Source organism: Chryseobacterium sp. MYb328 (assembly GCF_037572595.1).
GTDB lineage: Bacteria > Bacteroidota > Bacteroidia > Flavobacteriales > Weeksellaceae > Chryseobacterium > Chryseobacterium pennae.
This window is the reverse complement of sequence record NZ_JBBGZQ010000005.1, coordinates 83,514-100,811: the sequence shown is the minus strand read 5'-3', so window position 1 is coordinate 100,811 and position 17,298 is coordinate 83,514. Positions and strand designations below refer to the sequence as shown.

Genomic DNA, 17,298 nt, shown 5'->3' with positions numbered 1-17,298 from the left:
ATATTATTTTTTTTTCCTTTTTTTTAATTTATTGTTCAATATGATTATTTTGAATGATTCATCATATTTGCATCGATATTGATGTTTAGTTGTGAAGCTACTTTCATGCCAAGCTCAATGTTGGCGCGGAAAAAGTGACATAATTGTCTGTTGATGATCTCCTCTCTTTTAGGTCCGTTAATTCCCTTCATGCTTTCTACAATGTTTTGGATCAGATTGTTCCTGTCTTCCGCGTTCATGGCTTTTGAATAAAGAAGTCCCGGCTGAGTATAATGATCGCTGTCGTTATCATTTCTGTTATAATTGGCAACATGAGCGCTATCTAATTCATACTCATAGTTTTTGTAAGAAACATCAGGTGTGATATCATCAAAACTATTAGGATGGTAATTCGGTTTATCCTGATATTGGCTGGAATCTGCCATATAGCCATCTCTCTGATAATTATTGACTGCAAAAGGACATCTGTTCACTTCCAATTGATGCGAATTGACACCCACTCTATATCGGTGTGCATCCGGATAAGAAAATAGTCTCCCCTGAAGCATTTTATCCGGAGAGAAACTGATTCCGTTAATTAAGCTGCTTGGTGAGAATGTAGATTGTTCAACATGTGCAAAATAATTGACAGGAACTTCATTCAGTTCCATTTCTCCTACCTCGATCAACGGGTAGTCATCATGAAACCATACTTTTGTAACGTCAAAAGGATTCCATCTGAAATCTTTTGCCTGTTCCTCTGTCATTACCTGAATGTACATGGTCCATTTTGGGAAATCTCCATTTTCAATAGCGTTACAAAGGTCTTCCTGAGCAAAGTCCGGATTTTTTCCAGCCATTTTTCCCGCTTCTTCATCTGTGAAGTTTTTTACTCCCTGCTTTGTTTTAAAGTGAAATTTCACCCATACTCTTTCATTTTTATCATTAATCATGGAGAAAGTATGAGATCCAAAGCCGTGCATATGTCGATAGCCATAAGGGGTTCCCCTGTCTGACATTAGTATAAGGACCTGATGTAATGATTCCGGGTTTAAGCTCCAGAAATCCCACATCATCGTGGCGCTTTTCAGATTTGTTTTTGGAAGTCTTTTTTGGGTATGAATAAAATCCGGGAATTTTTTAGCATCCTTAATAAAGAATACCGGAGTGTTGTTTCCTACAAGGTCCCAGTTTCCGTCTTCCGTATAAAATTTTAAGGCAAATCCTCTCGGATCTCTTGCCGTATCTGCGCTTCCTTTTTCACCGCCAACTGTAGAAAAACGGGCAAACATTCTGCATGAATTTCCTACTCTCGAAAATAATTTTGCCTTAGTGTATTGGCTGATATCATGCGTTACAGTGAAGGTTCCATAGGCTCCGCTTCCCTTAGCATGTACAATTCTTTCAGGAATTCTTTCCCTAACGAAGTGCGCAAGATTTTCCTGAAGAATAAAGTCTTGCAGCAATACCGGGCCTCTTGGTCCTACCGTCTGGGAATCCTGATGCTCAAAATAAGGTGCGCCGTTGCTTAACGTTAATTTTTTAGAATCCATATATTGATGATTTGAATAATTGTTCTCGTATTTTCTAAATCGAACTGTAAAGGTACTAATTATCAAATTTACTTGAATTTTTAATTGCTAATAACAAAAACGTTATATCTTTGTAATAGATAATATTAATCAAATGAACATTCAGCAACTGGAGTATCTTATCGCTGTTGATAAGTATAAACATTTTGGAAAAGCGGCTCAGGCGTGCTTCATTACCCAACCTACCTTAAGTGCCATGATACAGAAATTTGAGGATGAATTGGATGTGAAGGTTTTCGACAGAACTACCCATCCAATCCGTACTACAGATGTAGGTCTTCAGATCATCGATCAGGCCAAGGTGATTATAGAATCTGTCAATGAGCTGAAAAATAAAGCCAATCTGCTGAATAACATTTTAGGGGGAACCATCAACCTTGGAATTATCCCTACTGTTTCTTCATTTATTTTGCCTACTGAAATCTTTAAATTCTTAGAAACAAACCCTAAGATCCAGATGAATGTAAAGGAAATGACAACGGATAATATTATTAAAGCTTTGAAAGCCGGAGAGCTGGATGCGGGGATTATCTCTACTCCTTACGATACGGCAGATGAGTTCTATCAGGATTTCCTTTTCAATGAAGAGCTGATGATCTACAGTTCCAATACTGAAGCCAATAAAAAGAATGCTTATATTATTCCTGAGGAGCTGAATGTAGAAAAAGTATGGCTGCTTGAAGAAGGAAACTGCCTGAGAAATCAGTTTGAAAATATCTGTCACCTTAAAGAAAATACCCTGAAGCCTAAAAATTTAGATTTCTTAGCTTCCAATATCCAGACTTTGGTACATATGGTAGACAAAGTTGGGGGGATCAGTATCCTTCCGGAGCTTGCCTTAAGCCAGCTTTCTGAAGAGCAGAAAAAGAATGTTTTCAGATTCAAGAAGCCTTTCCCTTACAGAGAAATCAGTATTATTTACTATAAGCCAACCTTTAAGCAGAAGATTATTGATGAATTGGCACACTCTATCAAAAATTCTTTAGAACTGAAGCTGAATTACCACGTAAGTCCGAAAGAATTTGTAAGCATAAAGCCTCAGTAACCAACAGGCTTTACAATGATATAAATCATTAATTTAAAGAAAATTATAATTAATAAACAAAAATTTTGAGTATTACAAAAATAGTGCTTAAATTTGCTGACGTTTATTAACGAGGAAAAATTTGACCTGATTGCAACCTCTATAAAAAAATGCTAAAACAGTATTCTTTTTGGGCAATTTTTATTCTTATTTTTCTTCAACACTATTTTTTAATCTAAAAAACAAAGAATAATATGTCTTATTTATTTACATCTGAATCAGTTTCAGAAGGACATCCGGATAAAATTGCCGACCAAATCTCCGATGCATTAATCGACCATTTTTTAGCATACGATAAAACATCAAAAGTAGCATGTGAAACTCTTGTAACTACCGGACAGGTGGTATTGGCAGGAGAAGTGAAATCTGATGCTTACCTTGATGTTCAGACGATTGCCAGAGAAGTAATTAACGGAATTGGGTATACAAAAGGTGAGTATATGTTCAATGGAGATTCATGTGGAGTAATCTCTGCAATTCATGAACAGTCCCCTGATATCAACCAAGGGGTTGACAGAGCGGTAAATGATGAGTCTTTTGAAGCTAAAGCAAACGCTCAGGGAGCTGGTGACCAGGGAATGATGTTTGGATATGCTACGAACGAGACGGCTAATTATATGCCTCTTGCTTTGGACTTAGCACACACGATCCTTAAAGAACTTTCTGCGATCAGAAGAGAAAATAAAGAGATTGCTTACTTACGTCCTGATGCGAAAAGCCAGGTTACGATTGAATACTCTGATGACCATAAGCCAATCAGAATTGATTCTATCGTAGTTTCTACTCAGCATGATGACTTCGGAGCAGAAGAAGAGATGCTGAACAAGATCCGTGAAGATATCAAGAATATCCTTGTTCCCAGAGTTGTTGCTCAGCAGACTGAAGAAATCAAAGCTCTTTTCAACGATCAGATCAAATATCACATCAACCCTACAGGTAAATTTGTAATCGGTGGTCCTCACGGAGATACTGGTCTTACAGGTAGAAAGATCATCGTAGATACTTATGGTGGTAAAGGGGCTCACGGTGGTGGTGCTTTCTCTGGAAAAGATCCTTCAAAAGTAGACAGAAGTGCTGCATATGCAACAAGACACATTGCTAAAAACCTTGTAGCAGCTGGTATTGCTGACGAGGTCCTAGTACAGGTTTCTTATGCGATTGGAGTGGCTGAACCTTGTGGTCTGTACATCAATACCTATGGAACAGCTAAAGTTGATCTTCACGATGGAGATATTGCTAAAAAAGTATCTACCATTTTCGATTTAAGACCTTATGCTATTGAGCAGAACTTAAAACTAAGAAATCCTATCTATCAGGAAACGGCTTCTTACGGACACATGGGGAAAGAACATTATGTGGCTGATAAAACCTTTAACAAAGGGCATAAGAATGAGCTTACATTGGAAGGTCTTGAGTTCTTTACTTGGGAAAAACTAGACAAAGTTGACGAAATTAAAGCCGCTTTCGGAATTTAATTTTTTCTATAAACTAAATATTATGAACTGCTTTATCTTCTGATAAGGCAGTTTTTTTTAATTTTACACCTTAATTAATTGAGAGATGATGAATTTTCGAACTGCAATTGCCATTCTATCCCTGTTTTTACTGAGTAATTTGGTAAAAGCACAATATACCATGCATAAAATGATCAGCGTAGGATATACCTACCAGAATCAAAGCTTTGGAGAAGTGGGAGGAAAGTTGCTTTTTCTTAAAAATGATGATGTAATTTACAGATTGGGTGGTTCTGCCCTGATGGGAGTGGCAGATTCAAAATTTGCTATCATGCCGAAGCTTCAGGCAGATGTTCTGCTTAATTTTGAGAGGAATGTAGATTTTTACCATTCTTATTACTTTTTAATGGGAGCGGAAGGAACCAATAAATATATTGCACCTAAAATCGGAGTTACCTTATTTGGGATGTTAGACCTTACCGGGGGCTATGCTTTTCCTATTGGAGATGCCCGATTAAACGGAAAAGAAATGAAAGGTCTGAATATTAATTTTACATTAAATATCCCTACTGTATTCATTCATGACATGTTTAAATGATTTTTTTTAAATTTTTATAGCGAAAATTTAATAATTGCTTAACAGTTATTAAAAATTTATTATATTTACGCCATAATATAATTGTACCGCCTATCGAAGAGACTCTACTCTGAAGAACTGTTTTGTATATACAGCAAAAACCAGATAATGTATCTGGGCGATAGCTGGGCTGCAAATATTATATTGAGAAGAGTTATGAAATCAAAATCGGATAGTTTATTAATTTCACTTTACCAGAAAGGTGATGAAGAGGCTTTGTCAACCCTTATTCATCGTCACCAGAGAGAACTTTTTACATTCATTTTTTATAAAATTAATGATGAAGATTTAGCCAATGATGTTTTTCAGGATACTTTCATGAAAATTATTGTGATGCTAAAAGAAGGACGTTACAACGAAGAGGGTAAATTTATCCTTTGGGCGAAAAGAATCTCACACAACCTTATTATTGATCATTTCCGATCAAAATCCAAAAATATCAAAGTTTCAGAGACTACATTTGAAACGGATGAATATTCTATTTTTGACCTGATCAGAGAACCATCTGAAAATATTGAAGATCAGCTGGTAACTAATCAGATTCAGGAAGATCTGCTCAGAATGCTGCAATTTCTTCCCCTCAATCAGCAGGAAGTAATCAAATTGAGGTTTTTTGACGGATTGAGTTTTAAGGAAATTGCCGATCATACCGATATGAGTATTAATACTACATTAGGTAGAGTAAGATATGCGCTTATAAACCTGAGAAAAATCATGGATGAAAATAACATAATATTAACCAGATAGATAATATTTTGTAAAATTTCACGTTTTAAGGAAAACATACTTCGCTTATGAAAAAAAATGACTCCTTAAAAGTGAAAACTTTGAAACCTAAAAAACAAACCATCGATTTTCTGCTCAATTTTTCTAAAAGCCTTGAAATTGTGAAAAGCAAGAGCAAGAATTATCCTATTACAAAAAATTAAAATTACTAACTTTGTGCTGTATGAAAATGCAGCATGTTTTTTTTGACCTGGACAATACGCTCTGGGATCATCGCAGAAATGCCTATCTGGCCATCAAAGAACTTTTCGAAAAGCAGGAAATTACTTCGAAGTATAATATAGACTTTGAAGAGTTTCACGCTGTTTACCATGATATCAATGAAGATTTATGGGAAAAGATCAGAGATGGAATTATAGGCAAAGAGTATTTGAGAGAACACCGTTTTTATGATTCCTTCATGCACTTTGGAGTAGACAATAAAGAACTTTCCCTTTATTTTGAAGAGAACTTTCTGGATAATATTGTAAGTCATAATGAATTGGTAGAAGGGGCAGAAGATGTCCTTGAGTATCTGAAGTCGAAGAATTATACACTTCATATTATTTCTAACGGCTTTCAGGATGTAACGGAGAGAAAATGTACCTTGTCGGGAATTGCCCCTTATTTTGAAACCATTACCAGTGCAGATGCTGTAGGGGTAAGGAAACCTAATCCGAAGATTTTTGAATATTCCCTTGGGCTTTCTAATGCAAAGAAAGAAGAAAGCATTATGATTGGTGATGATTGGATCGCTGATGCACTGGGGGGAAGAGATTTCGGGATGGATACGATTTTCTTTGATGTGTATAAGGAAGATAAAAAAGAAGCCGGATTAAAGGCCATTACTCATCTTCAGCAGATTAAAGAGTACTTATAAAATTTAGACAGTTAAGTCACATATGAAAGCCGTTAAGTTTATCTTAATGGCTTTTCTGTTTTAAAAAGATCATATCAACAAAAATGTAAACATCATTTTAAATCTGCTTATTTCTTTGCTCAAATAATTATTCCCAATTCTTTCCCAAATTGATTTGGACCTTTGCTCCATAATAATGACAGAAAAATTTAATATTATGAAAAATGTAAAGAAAATCACAGGAGTATTTGTTTTGATCTTCTTATTGATCGGTGGCCTGATCTCAGCACAGGACAGAGCTATTAGCTCCAATCAATTGCCTAGGGCTGCTAAAACCTTTCTTGCAGGGCACTTTAAAGGAGTTCCGGTATCATCTGCTATTGAAGACAGAGAAATCTATGGGGTAGATGAATATAAGGTATATCTGAACAATGGAATGAAAATAGAATTTGATAGTAATGGAAATTGGAAAGAAGTAGATGGGAACCACCAGAAGATTCCTTACGGTTTTATTCCTGCTTCTATTAAAAATTACAGCAGCAGAAATTTCCCCAATACCTATATCGTTAAGATAGAAAAGAAAAGATGGTCTTATAAAGCAGAGCTTTCCAATGGATTGGAACTGGAGTTTGACCGAAATGGAAATTTCAAAAAAATTGATGACTAACGCATTGAAGAATAACAATAAAATTTTAGTATTATGGTAAACTGGAGCTTAATAAACAGTGATGGAAGAAAATCATCTTCCAGTAAGATTAGAAAGAATATTGTGTCTTTTATGACCAAACATCATCCGTGCAGTGTTGTTCAGTCTATTGAAAAAAAATATGATGCCTACAAGATTCATCTGATGAATGGTCTATGTCTGATCTTTGATGCAGATGGACGCTACATAAAAACGAACTGATTTTTGAGATAAGGGAGCTGGGAATTGGAAGAAGGAAGTTGTATAGGACGCCATTGAAATGGTCTGTTTCTTAAAAAGTAAACAGTTGTAGATGATAGAATAGCAACTTTCAGCCTCCCTCTTCCAACTTCCCGCCTTATAATTTCTTATATTTGATATAACCTATCCAAGCAGCAGAGCCTATGAAGATTTTAATAGTAGAAGATGAACCGGACCTAAAGGATACTGTACAGAAATTTCTGGAAGCAGAGCATTTTATTGTAGAATATGCAGAAAACTACAGTTCCGGACTCGAAAAGATTATTTCCTATGAATACGACTGCATCCTGCTGGATATAATGCTTCCTGACGGTAATGGAATAGATCTCTTACGGGAAATCAAAAAAATGCATAAAAAAGATCCGGTTATTATTTTGTCTGCCAAAGATTCAGTGGATGATAAGGTAACCGGGTTGGAAATAGGAGCTGACGATTATCTGGCTAAACCTTTTCACCTGGCGGAGCTAATGGCTAGAATCCGGTCTGTAATAAGAAGAAAAAACCAGGATGGTGAGAATATCATCAGGTATAAAAATATTAGCATTGACCCGGAAAACAGATATGTTAAAGTAGGAAATGAAGAGCTGGTTCTTAACCGAAAGGAATATGATCTTTTGTATTACTTTGTTATTCACCCTGAAAAAACATTGCAGAAAACGACTCTTGCAGAGGCCATCTGGGGAGATTATATCGATCAGGCAGACAGTCTTGATTTTATTTATTCACAAATTAAAAATCTTCGTAAAAAGCTGAAAACACTTAATGCAGAAGCAGATTTTCAGGCAGTATACGGAATAGGATATAAATTTGTCTGATGAAGGTTTCCTTAAAATATTATACAATAAAGTACCTTATTATGATCCTGCTGGTGATTATTGCAGTCTGGGCCGGACTGTTTTATGCCTATATTCTGGATGAGGTACACGATAACGTAGATGACGGACTGAAAGATAGAAAAATACAGATCATCAAGGCGGTATATCTGAATCCGGAACTCCTGAAGAATAACGATTTTGGATTTAACGAATTTAAGATCATGCCGATTACTGCCGGAGAATACAAAAACAGGAGCAGACTCTATAATAAGATGTATTATATGGAGTATGATGATAAAGACCAGCCTTACAGGGTTCTTGAAGCAGATTTTATCGATCAGTATAAAAATCGGCAAAGGCTTGTCATCAGAACTTCAACAGTAGAGGAGGATGAGCTTATCTATGACCTTACAACGGCATTGATTGTTCTTTATATTCTTTTGGTAATAAGCATTGTTGCAGTGAACGGCTATTTGCTGAATAAAGCAATGCGTCCGTTCTATCTGATTCTGGATAAATTGAAAAAATATCAGTTCGGAATTCCTTTTTCCCAGGAAGACCAAAACTATTCCATCAAGGAATTTGAAGAGCTGAACGTGGAAATTAACGAGATGATAGACCGTAATGAACTTGTTTTTTATCAGCAGAAACAGTTTATTGAAAATGCATCTCATGAGCTTCAGACGCCACTTGCAATTGTTATTAATAAAATAGATCTTCTTATTCAGAATGAGAATCCTGATAAAAAGAGTCTGACCTTTCTCACGGAAGTTAAAAATGATCTGAGAAGGATGGTAGGACTGAATAAATCTCTGTTGATGCTTTCCAAGATTGAAAACAGTCAGTTTAATACAACATCACATGTTGACTTCAATAAGATGATTGATATACTGGTTCAGAATTATGAAGATTTTATAGCATTTAAAAAAGTAGAGGTCAATATTATTGAGAAAGGGCATTTTCGGGCAGATTTTAATCAGGATCTTGCCGATATATTACTGTCTAATCTTCTTAAAAATGCAGTTAAATATAATAATCAGGAAGGTACTTTAAACATTATCATTGAAAATGATAGGATCACTTTTCAAAACAGTGGAACACCTGCTTCATTGGATGAATCCAGAATTTTTAACCGTTTCTATAAACAAGGTTCGGATCATGGCTCCACAGGTTTAGGATTATCTATTATCAGGACCATTATCAAACAATATCCTGGCTGGGATATCCTTTACAAATTTGAAGACAGTATGCACTACTTTATTCTTATAAAAAATATGAGATAGACTCAAATAGAAAAAGCCCTTCAACTGAAGGGCTTTCGTATGTATAAAACTTAGAATTAAAATCCTAAGCTTGTTCTTACTCTTTTTAGAGTTTCCATTGCGATAGGTTTTGTCTTTTCTGCTCCCTGCTGAAGTTTTGCTTCCAATTCATCAAGGTTGTTCATATAATAATTGAACGTTTCTCTTTCTTTTTCAAAACGAACAAGAATCAGATCCAAAAGCTCTTTTTTAGCATGCCCGTATCCGAAGTTACCAGCAAGGTATTTCGTTCTTAATTCCTCGGTCTGTTCAGGAGTAGCAATCAATTCATAAATCTGGAATGTTTTATCTGTGGCAGGATCTTTAGGCTCTTCCAAAGACTTAGAGTCAGATTCAATGCTCATCACTTGTTTCTTCAGTTCTTTTTCAGGTAAGAAGATATTGATGATATTCCCCATAGATTTAGACATTTTACGTCCATCCGTTCCAGGAACATATTTTGTGTCTTCCTGAAGCTCAGATTGTGGCAATACAAAAACTTCGCCCATCTGATTGTTGAATCTTGAAGCAACATCTCTTGCAATTTCCAAATGCTGAAGCTGGTCTTTTCCTACTGGAACAATCTCCGCATCGTATAATAAAATATCTGCAGCCATCAGAATAGGATAGGTAAACAAACCGGCATTGATGTCCTGAAGACGATCAGCCTTATCCTTAAATGAATGTGCTAATGTTAATCTTTGATAAGGAAAAAAACATGATAAATGCCAAGATAATTCACAGGTTTCAGCGATATCACTCTGTCTGTAGAAAAATGTTTTTTCGGTATCTAATCCACAAGCAAGCCAAGCCGCAGCAATCTCGTAGGTATTCTGTCTTAAAGTCTGCGCATCTTTAATCTGGGTAAGCGTATGAAGATTCGCAATAAATAAAAATGATTCGTTTCCTTCCTGCTTAGAAAGTTCGATCGCAGGAATAATGGCCCCTAATAAATTTCCAAGATGGGGGGTTCCGGTGGCTTGAATGCCGGTAAGAATTCTTGACATTTGTTTAAAATTTATATTTAAAAATTAATGAATTACAAATTTACGCAAAATTACTTTCTAATTGCGTTATAGTAATGAATTCCGATTTTTTTCATTAATCCGGCCGGAATCATTTTCGATTGTTTTTTATCATGATCAGTAATCACAATGCTTGTCACATAGATAAAATAAGTATATTTTCCATCATTGACCAGGATAGCATGAAAAGTGGGGCCTCCTATGCTGTAAAGGTTTTGGATAGCTTTGATTTGAGATTCAGATATTCTGTAATGATGGTCTTTATAATAATCCAGACGATCCTGAATGGTATGAGTGGAAATGGGGGATAATATATTTATTGAATCTTTCTTGTGGGTATAAAGAGGTTTGTCATTTTCGGAAACGCTTTTAATACTGAAAGGTTCCTTGTATACCCCATTTCGGTTATAGGTTTGAAATATTTTAATGGCATCCTGAAAAGAAAGAAAATTTAAATTGTAATGTTTTCTGTCTGGATGATCAATTTTGAACTTTGACAAAAAGTCCACCGCATTTTCCTTTATTTTACTGCTATCTGAAGGGACCACTGCAGATGCATAAGTATTAAGATAATCTTCAGGGATTTCTGCTTCGGAATTTGTATTCAAGATACTTCCCAACTTGATTAATTTTTTCATCCCTATCATATTGATCTCATCCCTGTCAAGCTTAACGTTTTTAAATGTGCTGTAGAATTTTACAACTTTTGCGGTTTTGTTATCAACCACTATTATTTTTTCTTTTATCCAGTCATCAAAAAGAGGTCTGTTTTTTGGAATGGAATGATCTTTTGAAGCCAGCTCAAAGACTTTTGTTCTTATGGTATCCAGATTTGTTTTGTAAGAAACAGAATCCAGGGTAGTGTAAATTTTTAAATTCCCTTTCTTGGGGTCAACATCCAGTTTTTTTAATTCTGTATCAACAAAGCGAATGACTGTGCTATCTTTAATTTCTTTATTGTTGGTGTAATAATAAATATTTTCCTTCTTGCAGGAAACAAGAATACAGATCAGTAAAAAAAGCTGAATCGTTTTCATAAGACCTAAATTAAGGAATTATTATCTTCTCTCCACCAAATTTAGGTTCTATTCCAAAGATTAAATCCCAATATACCTTAGCTTTGGCCAGATACTCCCGCAGGTTGGTCTTTAAACCGGCATACTTATTCACATCTTCTGCATTGTAGCCAAAGGCTTGAATTCCATTTTTCTGCGCAAGGAAGACAGCTCTTTCGTTGTGGAACTTTTGAGAAATGATGATCAGTTTCGTTTGTCCGAAGATATCTTTGGCTCTTACTACAGAATCCAATGTCCGGAATCCTGCGTGGTCCAGAATGATTTTATTCTGGGGAATACCCTGTTGTACCAATGCCAACTGCATGTCTTCCGGCTCGTTGTAGTCTTTGCTGCTGTTGTCACCACTTACAATGATGTACTGTATTTTTCCACTTTTATAAAGATCTGTGGCAGCTTTGATTCTATTGTAGAAATAGGCATTGGGCATACCATTGTTTAAGGTTTTCCCGGTTCCCAGCAATAAAGCGGTTTTTGCTGCCGGTATTTCAGCAATATTGTAAGATAGAGAAGCTGCGCTTTCTTTTTTGATGCTGTAATTTGCCCAGGCAATAAAAATAATTCCTGCGACCAGAAGAAGCAGGAAAAATTTAAAAATATTTTTGATTGTTTTTCTCATTTGAGATACATCTTTTAGAATTCAAGTCCGTTTGGAAATGCTTTTTTTCTGAAAATTAACAGGAAAGCTGCTCCTACGGTAATCGCTGAATCGGCAACATTGAAAATATATTTAAAGAATTCAATATGTTTTCCACCAATGATAGGCCAACTGTCCGGAACATACCAGTCTACTAACGGGAAATGAAGCATATCTACTACACATCCTTTCATGAAAGTAGAATATCCCTGACCAAATGGGGCAAACTTGGAAATCCCACCGTAGCCAATCCATCGGTCGATGCGTGAATCATAAACAGTTCCACTATCGAAGAGCATTCCGTAGAACATTCCGTCAATAAGATTTCCAATCGCTCCGGCAAAGATGATAGCCATTGGGATTAGCAGATAGTTAGAAGCTCCTTCCTTCAGCCATTTCTTAAACATATAGACCATTCCTCCAATCAGGAAAATTCTTAAAATCACAAGTAAATACTTTCCGATAATTCCTCCGAAATGAAACCCGTATGCCATTCCCGGATTTTCTACAAAAGTCAGTTTAAAACCTGGTAAAATGGTAATGCTGTCGTCCAGATTAAAATGGGTTTTAATATAAATTTTTGAAGCCTGGTCTATCAATAATACCAAAAAGGTGATAGCTAAGATCTTTTTCATTACTCTCCTTTAGGTTTTGAAGGTTTTGAAGCAGGTCTTACATTTTTATTATCACTTGCTTTCTTAACCACTTTCTGTCCGTTATATGAACTTTTCACATGAGCTTTCTCAAACTTAATGTTCATTTCTTTTAAAACACCTTTTAGAGCGTTCAATTCCATAGAGTTTTTAGGATGTACTATGATAGATTCCATTTCTTAATATTTATTTTTTACATTTTGGACAATTCATCAAGCCTTTTTCTATCTTTTTCAGATAGATCGTTGATCCCGTTTTTGCCCATCTTACTCAACAGTCTGTCTATTTCTTTCTCCCTGTCACGTTTATCAGAATTAAACTGGTCATCAATGGTGTAGTAGGTATGCTTTTTTGGAGAGAATCTGTTTCTTATCCATTCTCTGTTGAAAAAAGCCAGCACTGCTGCCACAATGATTACCAAAATCAATACTTCGCTCATGGGTATACATTAAAAATTAGGTTTATAAAGTATCCGGAAATACTATATAAACCCAATATTATTTTACAAACCTTACGGCTATTTCTGCATGTTTTTCGCTTCAATGCTTAATGTAGCATGAGGAACGGCTAAAAGTCTTTCCTTAGGAATAAGCTTCCCTGTTACTCTACAAACACCGTAAGTCTTGTTTTCGATTCTGATTAAAGCATTCTTAAGATCACGGACGAATTTTTCCTGTCTTCCTGCAAGAATAGAGTTCTGCTCTTTGCTCAAAGTCTCTGCACCTTCCTCAAATGCTTTAAAGGTAGGTGAAGTATCATCAGTTCCATTATTCTGGTCATTGATGAAACTTTCTCTGATTAGCTGAAGATCTTTCTCCGCCTTTTCTATTTTTTCTTTTATGATCGCTCTAAATTCCTGTAAATCAGCATCGCTGTATCTAACTCTTTCGTCTGACATATTCTTTCTCTTTTTTAATAAAATTATGAAATGGAATTTGAAATACTATAACTACATGTTAATTTTTTTCGACATTTATCTTAAAATTAACTTCATCTATTTCGATTTCGTTAAAATTTGAAAGTGAAGATACAATTTCTATTTTATTTGACAAGACCTCAGAAGAAATATATTCCTCATTTTTCTTAATATCTTCAAGGAATGGTGAGTTCTCTTCAATGGAGATATTAATTCTGTCTGTAAGTTCGAAATCTTTCTCTTTTCGCAGGTTTTGAATTCTGTTAATGAATTCTCTTGCAATACCTTCAGATTTTAATTCATCGGTTAACGTCAAATCTAATGCCACAGTTGTTTTACCATCGGAAGTTACGGTCCATCCCGGGATATCTTTAGTAGAGATTTCCACGTCGTCAAGCGTGATCTCATAGCCCTGAACATCCAGTTTTCCTTCTTTTTCAAGAGCAGCAATCTGTTCTGTGGTAAGATTCGTAATCTCTGCACCTACTACCTTCATGTCTTTTCCTAATTTAGGACCTAGCGCTTTGAAGTTTGGTTTTATTTGTTTTACAATTAAGTGAGAGGCTTCTTCAGCATTAATTAACTGTAATTCTTTCACATTGACTTCCTGCTTGATCAGATCTGCAACAGCAAGAATCTGCTCTTCTGTCTTAGAATCCAATACAGGAACCAATACTTTTTGTAACGGCTGACGAACTTTCACGTTTTCTTTCTTTCTTAAAGAGAAAACCATACTCGTAATGTTCTGAGCCAGGTGAGTTTTTTCAACCAGATCCTGATCGATTAAGCTTTCATCAGCAACCGGGAAATCTGTTAAGTGTACAGATTCACAGTTTTCTTTACCTGTTACTTTATTCAGATCCTGATATAGCTGATCCATAAAGAACGGAGCAATAGGAGCAGATAATTTTGCTACTACTTCAAGACAAGTATACAAAGTTTGGTAAGCAGAGATCTTATCATCAGAATAATCTCCTTTCCAGAAACGTCTTCTGCACAATCTTACATACCAGTTGCTCAGGTTATCATTCACAAATGTACTGATTGCTCTTGCTACTCTTGTAGGTTCGTAATCTTCATAGAATGCTTTTACATCCTTGATTAATAAGTTCAGTTCAGAAAGAATCCATCTGTCGATTTCAGGACGGTTTTCAACTTCTTTTTCTGAATAATTGAATCCATCAACATTCGCATATAAAGAGAAGAATGAGTACGTATTGTAAAGAGTTCCGAAGAATTTTCTTCTTACCTCATCAATTCCTTCAATATCAAACTTCAGGTTTTCCCAAGGATTGGCATTGGAGATCATGTACCAACGTGTAGCATCCGGTCCGTATACGGAAAGAGTTTCAAATGGATCTACTGCATTTCCTAAACGTTTAGACATCTTCTGTCCGTTTTTATCCAAAACAAGACCGTTACTCATTACATTTTTATAAGCAACAGAGTCAAAAACAGCAGTTCCGATCGCGTGAAGAGTATAGAACCAACCACGAGTCTGGTCAACACCTTCCGCAATGAAATCAGCAGGGAATGCTTTGTTACTGTCAATCATTTCCTTATTCTCAAAAGGATAATGTAATTGTGCATATGGCATAGAACCTGAATCGAACCAAACATCGATCAAATCACTTTCACGCTTCATTGCTTTTCCGGAATCAGAAACCAATACCACTTTGTCTACCACATTTTTATGAAGATCAACCAGTTCATAGTTAGATTCAGACATATTTCCAATCACAAAACCTTTGAATGGGTTTTCAGTCATGAATCCAGCAGTAATTGATTTTTCAATCTCATTGTAAAGCTCTTCTACAGAACCGATGATCTTTTCTTCTTTCAGATCATCTGTTCTCCAGATTGGCAACGGAATACCCCAGTATCTTGAGCGGGATAAGTTCCAGTCGTTTACATTTTCCAACCAGTTGGCAAAACGTCCTTCTCCGGTAGCTTTAGGTTTCCAGTTGATTTCTTTGTTCAGATTAACCAATCTGTCTTTTACAGCAGTCATCTTTACAAACCATGAATCCAAAGGATAATACAATACCGGTTTGTCAGTTCTCCAGCAGTGTGGATAAGAGTGGACATATTTCTCTACTTTGAAGGCTTTGTTCTCTGTTTTCAACAAGATCGCAAGCTCTACATCCCAAGATTTCTCAGGCGCAGTTCCTTCGTCATAATATTCGTTTTTAATATACTTTCCTGAGAATACTTCAGGAACATTTTCTCCCTGGATAAATTTACCCTGTAAATCTACCAATGGAACAAGGTTATCGTTGTCATCCTTTACCAACATTGGAGGGATCTCAGGTTGAGCCATTTTAGACACTCTCGCATCATCGGCACCAAAAGTAGGCGCTGTATGTACGATACCTGTACCATCCTCAGTCGTTACAAAATCACCTAAGATCACTCTGAATGCATTTTCAGGATTATCGTTTGGCGTAAACCAAGGAACTAATTGCTCATATCTTGTATCAACAAGTTTTTCTCCAGTAAATTCTTTTAAAATTCTGAATGGAATTACTTTGGTTTCCGGAGTATAGTTGGCAAAATCCTCATCTGTACCTTCAGCATATTTCTTACCGAATACTTTAGGTAAAAGAACGCTGGATAATACAACTGTTACCGGTTCAAATGTATATTGGTTGAATGTTTTAACTACAATATATTCAATATCTCTACCTACTGTCAGTGCAGTGTTGGAAGGCAACGTCCAGGGAGTTGTCGTCCATGCAAGGATATGTACATCTCCGTCAACATCGTTGAATAAAGCAGATGAATCTTTCTTTACTTTAAACTGAGCGACAACCGTTGTATCTGACACATCACGATACGTTCCAGGCTGGTTCAGTTCGTGAGAAGAAAGTCCTGTTCCTGCTTTTGGAGAGTAAGGCTGGATCGTATATCCTTTATACAACAAGCTTTTGTCATATAACTGCTTCAACAGCCACCAAACCGTTTCCATATATTTTGACTTGTACGTAATATACGGATCATCAAGGTCTACCCAATATCCGATTTTCTCAGTAAGGTTATTCCATACATCAGTATAACGCATTACCGCTTCACGACAAGCTTTATTATAATCTTCAATAGAGATTTTTTTGCCAATATCTTCTTTTGTAATTCCTAATTCTTTTTCTACACCCAGCTCCACAGGAAGACCATGCGTATCCCAGCCTGCTTTACGGAAAACCTGTTTTCCATTTTGAGTCTGGTAACGGCAGAAAATATCCTTCAATGCTCTTGCCATTACGTGGTGAATTCCAGGCATACCGTTTGCTGAAGGTGGACCTTCATAAAAAACAAACTCAGGATTTCCCTGACGAATCTCAACACTCTTATTGAAAGTTTTATTTTGTTTCCAAAATTCCGCTACATTCTCTGCTACGTCAATAAGGTTGAGGTTTTTGTATTCTTTAAATTGGCTCATTGTAATATCTCAATATTCGTTGATTAATTAAGTCTGCAAATTTACTAAAATTTGTCGGTTTATAATATATGTTTTATGTAGGTAATTTCTATTAAAAACTTCAATCTCAGAAATATAAATAGAGAA

18 protein-coding genes are annotated in these 17,298 nt (G+C 35.8%); 9 read left to right on the top strand and 9 right to left on the bottom strand.

What is annotated here, in order from left to right:
• Positions 1 to 44 precede the first annotated feature (44 nt).
• A complete protein-coding gene (locus WH267_RS07450) occupies positions 45 to 1,532 on the bottom strand; it encodes a catalase (RefSeq protein WP_340006986.1) in 1,488 nt (495 codons plus the stop codon).
• A gap of 133 nt (positions 1,533 to 1,665) precedes the next feature.
• Here WH267_RS07450 and WH267_RS07445 point away from each other — a divergent pair, with 133 nt between their 5' ends.
• The 9 genes from WH267_RS07445 (at position 1,666) to WH267_RS07405 (ending at position 9,414) form a co-directional block, all read left to right on the top strand.
• Positions 1,666 to 2,616, top strand: coding sequence for a LysR substrate-binding domain-containing protein (locus WH267_RS07445; RefSeq protein ID WP_115969909.1), 951 nt, complete (start codon positions 1,666 to 1,668; stop codon positions 2,614 to 2,616).
• Positions 2,617 to 2,849: 233 nt separating this feature from the next.
• A complete protein-coding gene (metK, locus tag WH267_RS07440; protein WP_115969911.1) occupies positions 2,850 to 4,130 on the top strand; it encodes a methionine adenosyltransferase in 1,281 nt (426 codons plus the stop codon).
• Between the two features lie 85 nt (positions 4,131 to 4,215).
• A complete protein-coding gene (locus WH267_RS07435; protein WP_340006982.1) occupies positions 4,216 to 4,707 on the top strand; it encodes a hypothetical protein in 492 nt (163 codons plus the stop codon).
• A 195-nt stretch (positions 4,708 to 4,902) separates the two neighbouring features.
• Positions 4,903 to 5,493, top strand: coding sequence for an RNA polymerase sigma factor (locus WH267_RS07430; protein WP_115970026.1), 591 nt, complete (start codon positions 4,903 to 4,905; stop codon positions 5,491 to 5,493).
• A 202-nt stretch (positions 5,494 to 5,695) separates the two neighbouring features.
• Positions 5,696 to 6,391, top strand: a complete 696-nt coding sequence (locus WH267_RS07425) for a YjjG family noncanonical pyrimidine nucleotidase (protein ID WP_115969915.1) — start codon at positions 5,696 to 5,698, stop codon at positions 6,389 to 6,391.
• A gap of 196 nt (positions 6,392 to 6,587) precedes the next feature.
• A complete protein-coding gene (locus tag WH267_RS07420) occupies positions 6,588 to 7,037 on the top strand; it encodes a PepSY-like domain-containing protein (protein ID WP_115970027.1) in 450 nt (149 codons plus the stop codon).
• Between the two features lie 33 nt (positions 7,038 to 7,070).
• Positions 7,071 to 7,277 (top strand): hypothetical protein, encoded by a 207-nt coding sequence (locus WH267_RS07415; RefSeq protein ID WP_115969916.1) that lies wholly within the window; start codon positions 7,071 to 7,073, stop codon positions 7,275 to 7,277.
• 182 nt (positions 7,278 to 7,459) lie between these two features.
• Positions 7,460 to 8,131 (top strand): response regulator transcription factor, encoded by a 672-nt coding sequence (locus tag WH267_RS07410; protein WP_340006976.1) that lies wholly within the window; start codon positions 7,460 to 7,462, stop codon positions 8,129 to 8,131.
• On the top strand, positions 8,131 to 9,414 hold the full coding sequence (locus WH267_RS07405; protein ID WP_340006974.1) for a sensor histidine kinase: 1,284 nt from the start codon (positions 8,131 to 8,133) through the stop codon (positions 9,412 to 9,414). Before WH267_RS07410 ends, WH267_RS07405 begins: the two co-directional genes overlap by 1 nt.
• Before the next feature lie 56 nt (positions 9,415 to 9,470).
• Here WH267_RS07405 and trpS read toward each other — a convergent pair whose 3' ends face one another.
• From trpS to ileS, 8 genes are all read right to left on the bottom strand, one after another.
• The gene (trpS, locus tag WH267_RS07400) at positions 9,471 to 10,439 is read right to left on the bottom strand and encodes a tryptophan--tRNA ligase (protein ID WP_115969922.1); all 969 of its coding nucleotides are present in this window, start codon (positions 10,437 to 10,439) and stop codon (positions 9,471 to 9,473) included.
• 50 nt (positions 10,440 to 10,489) lie between these two features.
• Positions 10,490 to 11,494, bottom strand: coding sequence for a hypothetical protein (locus WH267_RS07395; RefSeq protein WP_340006972.1), 1,005 nt, complete (start codon positions 11,492 to 11,494; stop codon positions 10,490 to 10,492).
• A gap of 10 nt (positions 11,495 to 11,504) precedes the next feature.
• The gene (locus tag WH267_RS07390) at positions 11,505 to 12,149 is read right to left on the bottom strand and encodes a SanA/YdcF family protein (protein WP_340006970.1); all 645 of its coding nucleotides are present in this window, start codon (positions 12,147 to 12,149) and stop codon (positions 11,505 to 11,507) included.
• 14 nt (positions 12,150 to 12,163) lie between these two features.
• Entirely contained in the window at positions 12,164 to 12,802 is a 639-nt protein-coding gene (locus WH267_RS07385) for a lipoprotein signal peptidase (RefSeq protein ID WP_340006968.1), read from the bottom strand.
• Positions 12,802 to 12,996 carry a DUF2683 family protein gene (locus WH267_RS07380; protein ID WP_115969932.1) on the bottom strand — a complete coding sequence of 65 codons (195 nt, stop codon included), beginning with the start codon at positions 12,994 to 12,996 and terminating at the stop codon, positions 12,802 to 12,804. The genes WH267_RS07385 and WH267_RS07380 overlap by 1 nt, the downstream gene beginning before the upstream one ends.
• Before the next feature lie 17 nt (positions 12,997 to 13,013).
• Complete coding sequence (locus WH267_RS07375) at positions 13,014 to 13,259, bottom strand: DUF6576 domain-containing protein (RefSeq protein WP_123321102.1); 246 nt, start codon at positions 13,257 to 13,259, stop codon at positions 13,014 to 13,016.
• Between the two features lie 78 nt (positions 13,260 to 13,337).
• Complete coding sequence (locus WH267_RS07370) at positions 13,338 to 13,718, bottom strand: TraR/DksA family transcriptional regulator (protein WP_045501318.1); 381 nt, start codon at positions 13,716 to 13,718, stop codon at positions 13,338 to 13,340.
• Between the two features lie 58 nt (positions 13,719 to 13,776).
• Positions 13,777 to 17,172, bottom strand: coding sequence for an isoleucine--tRNA ligase (ileS, locus tag WH267_RS07365; RefSeq protein ID WP_340006961.1), 3,396 nt, complete (start codon positions 17,170 to 17,172; stop codon positions 13,777 to 13,779).
• Positions 17,173 to 17,298 lie beyond the last annotated feature (126 nt).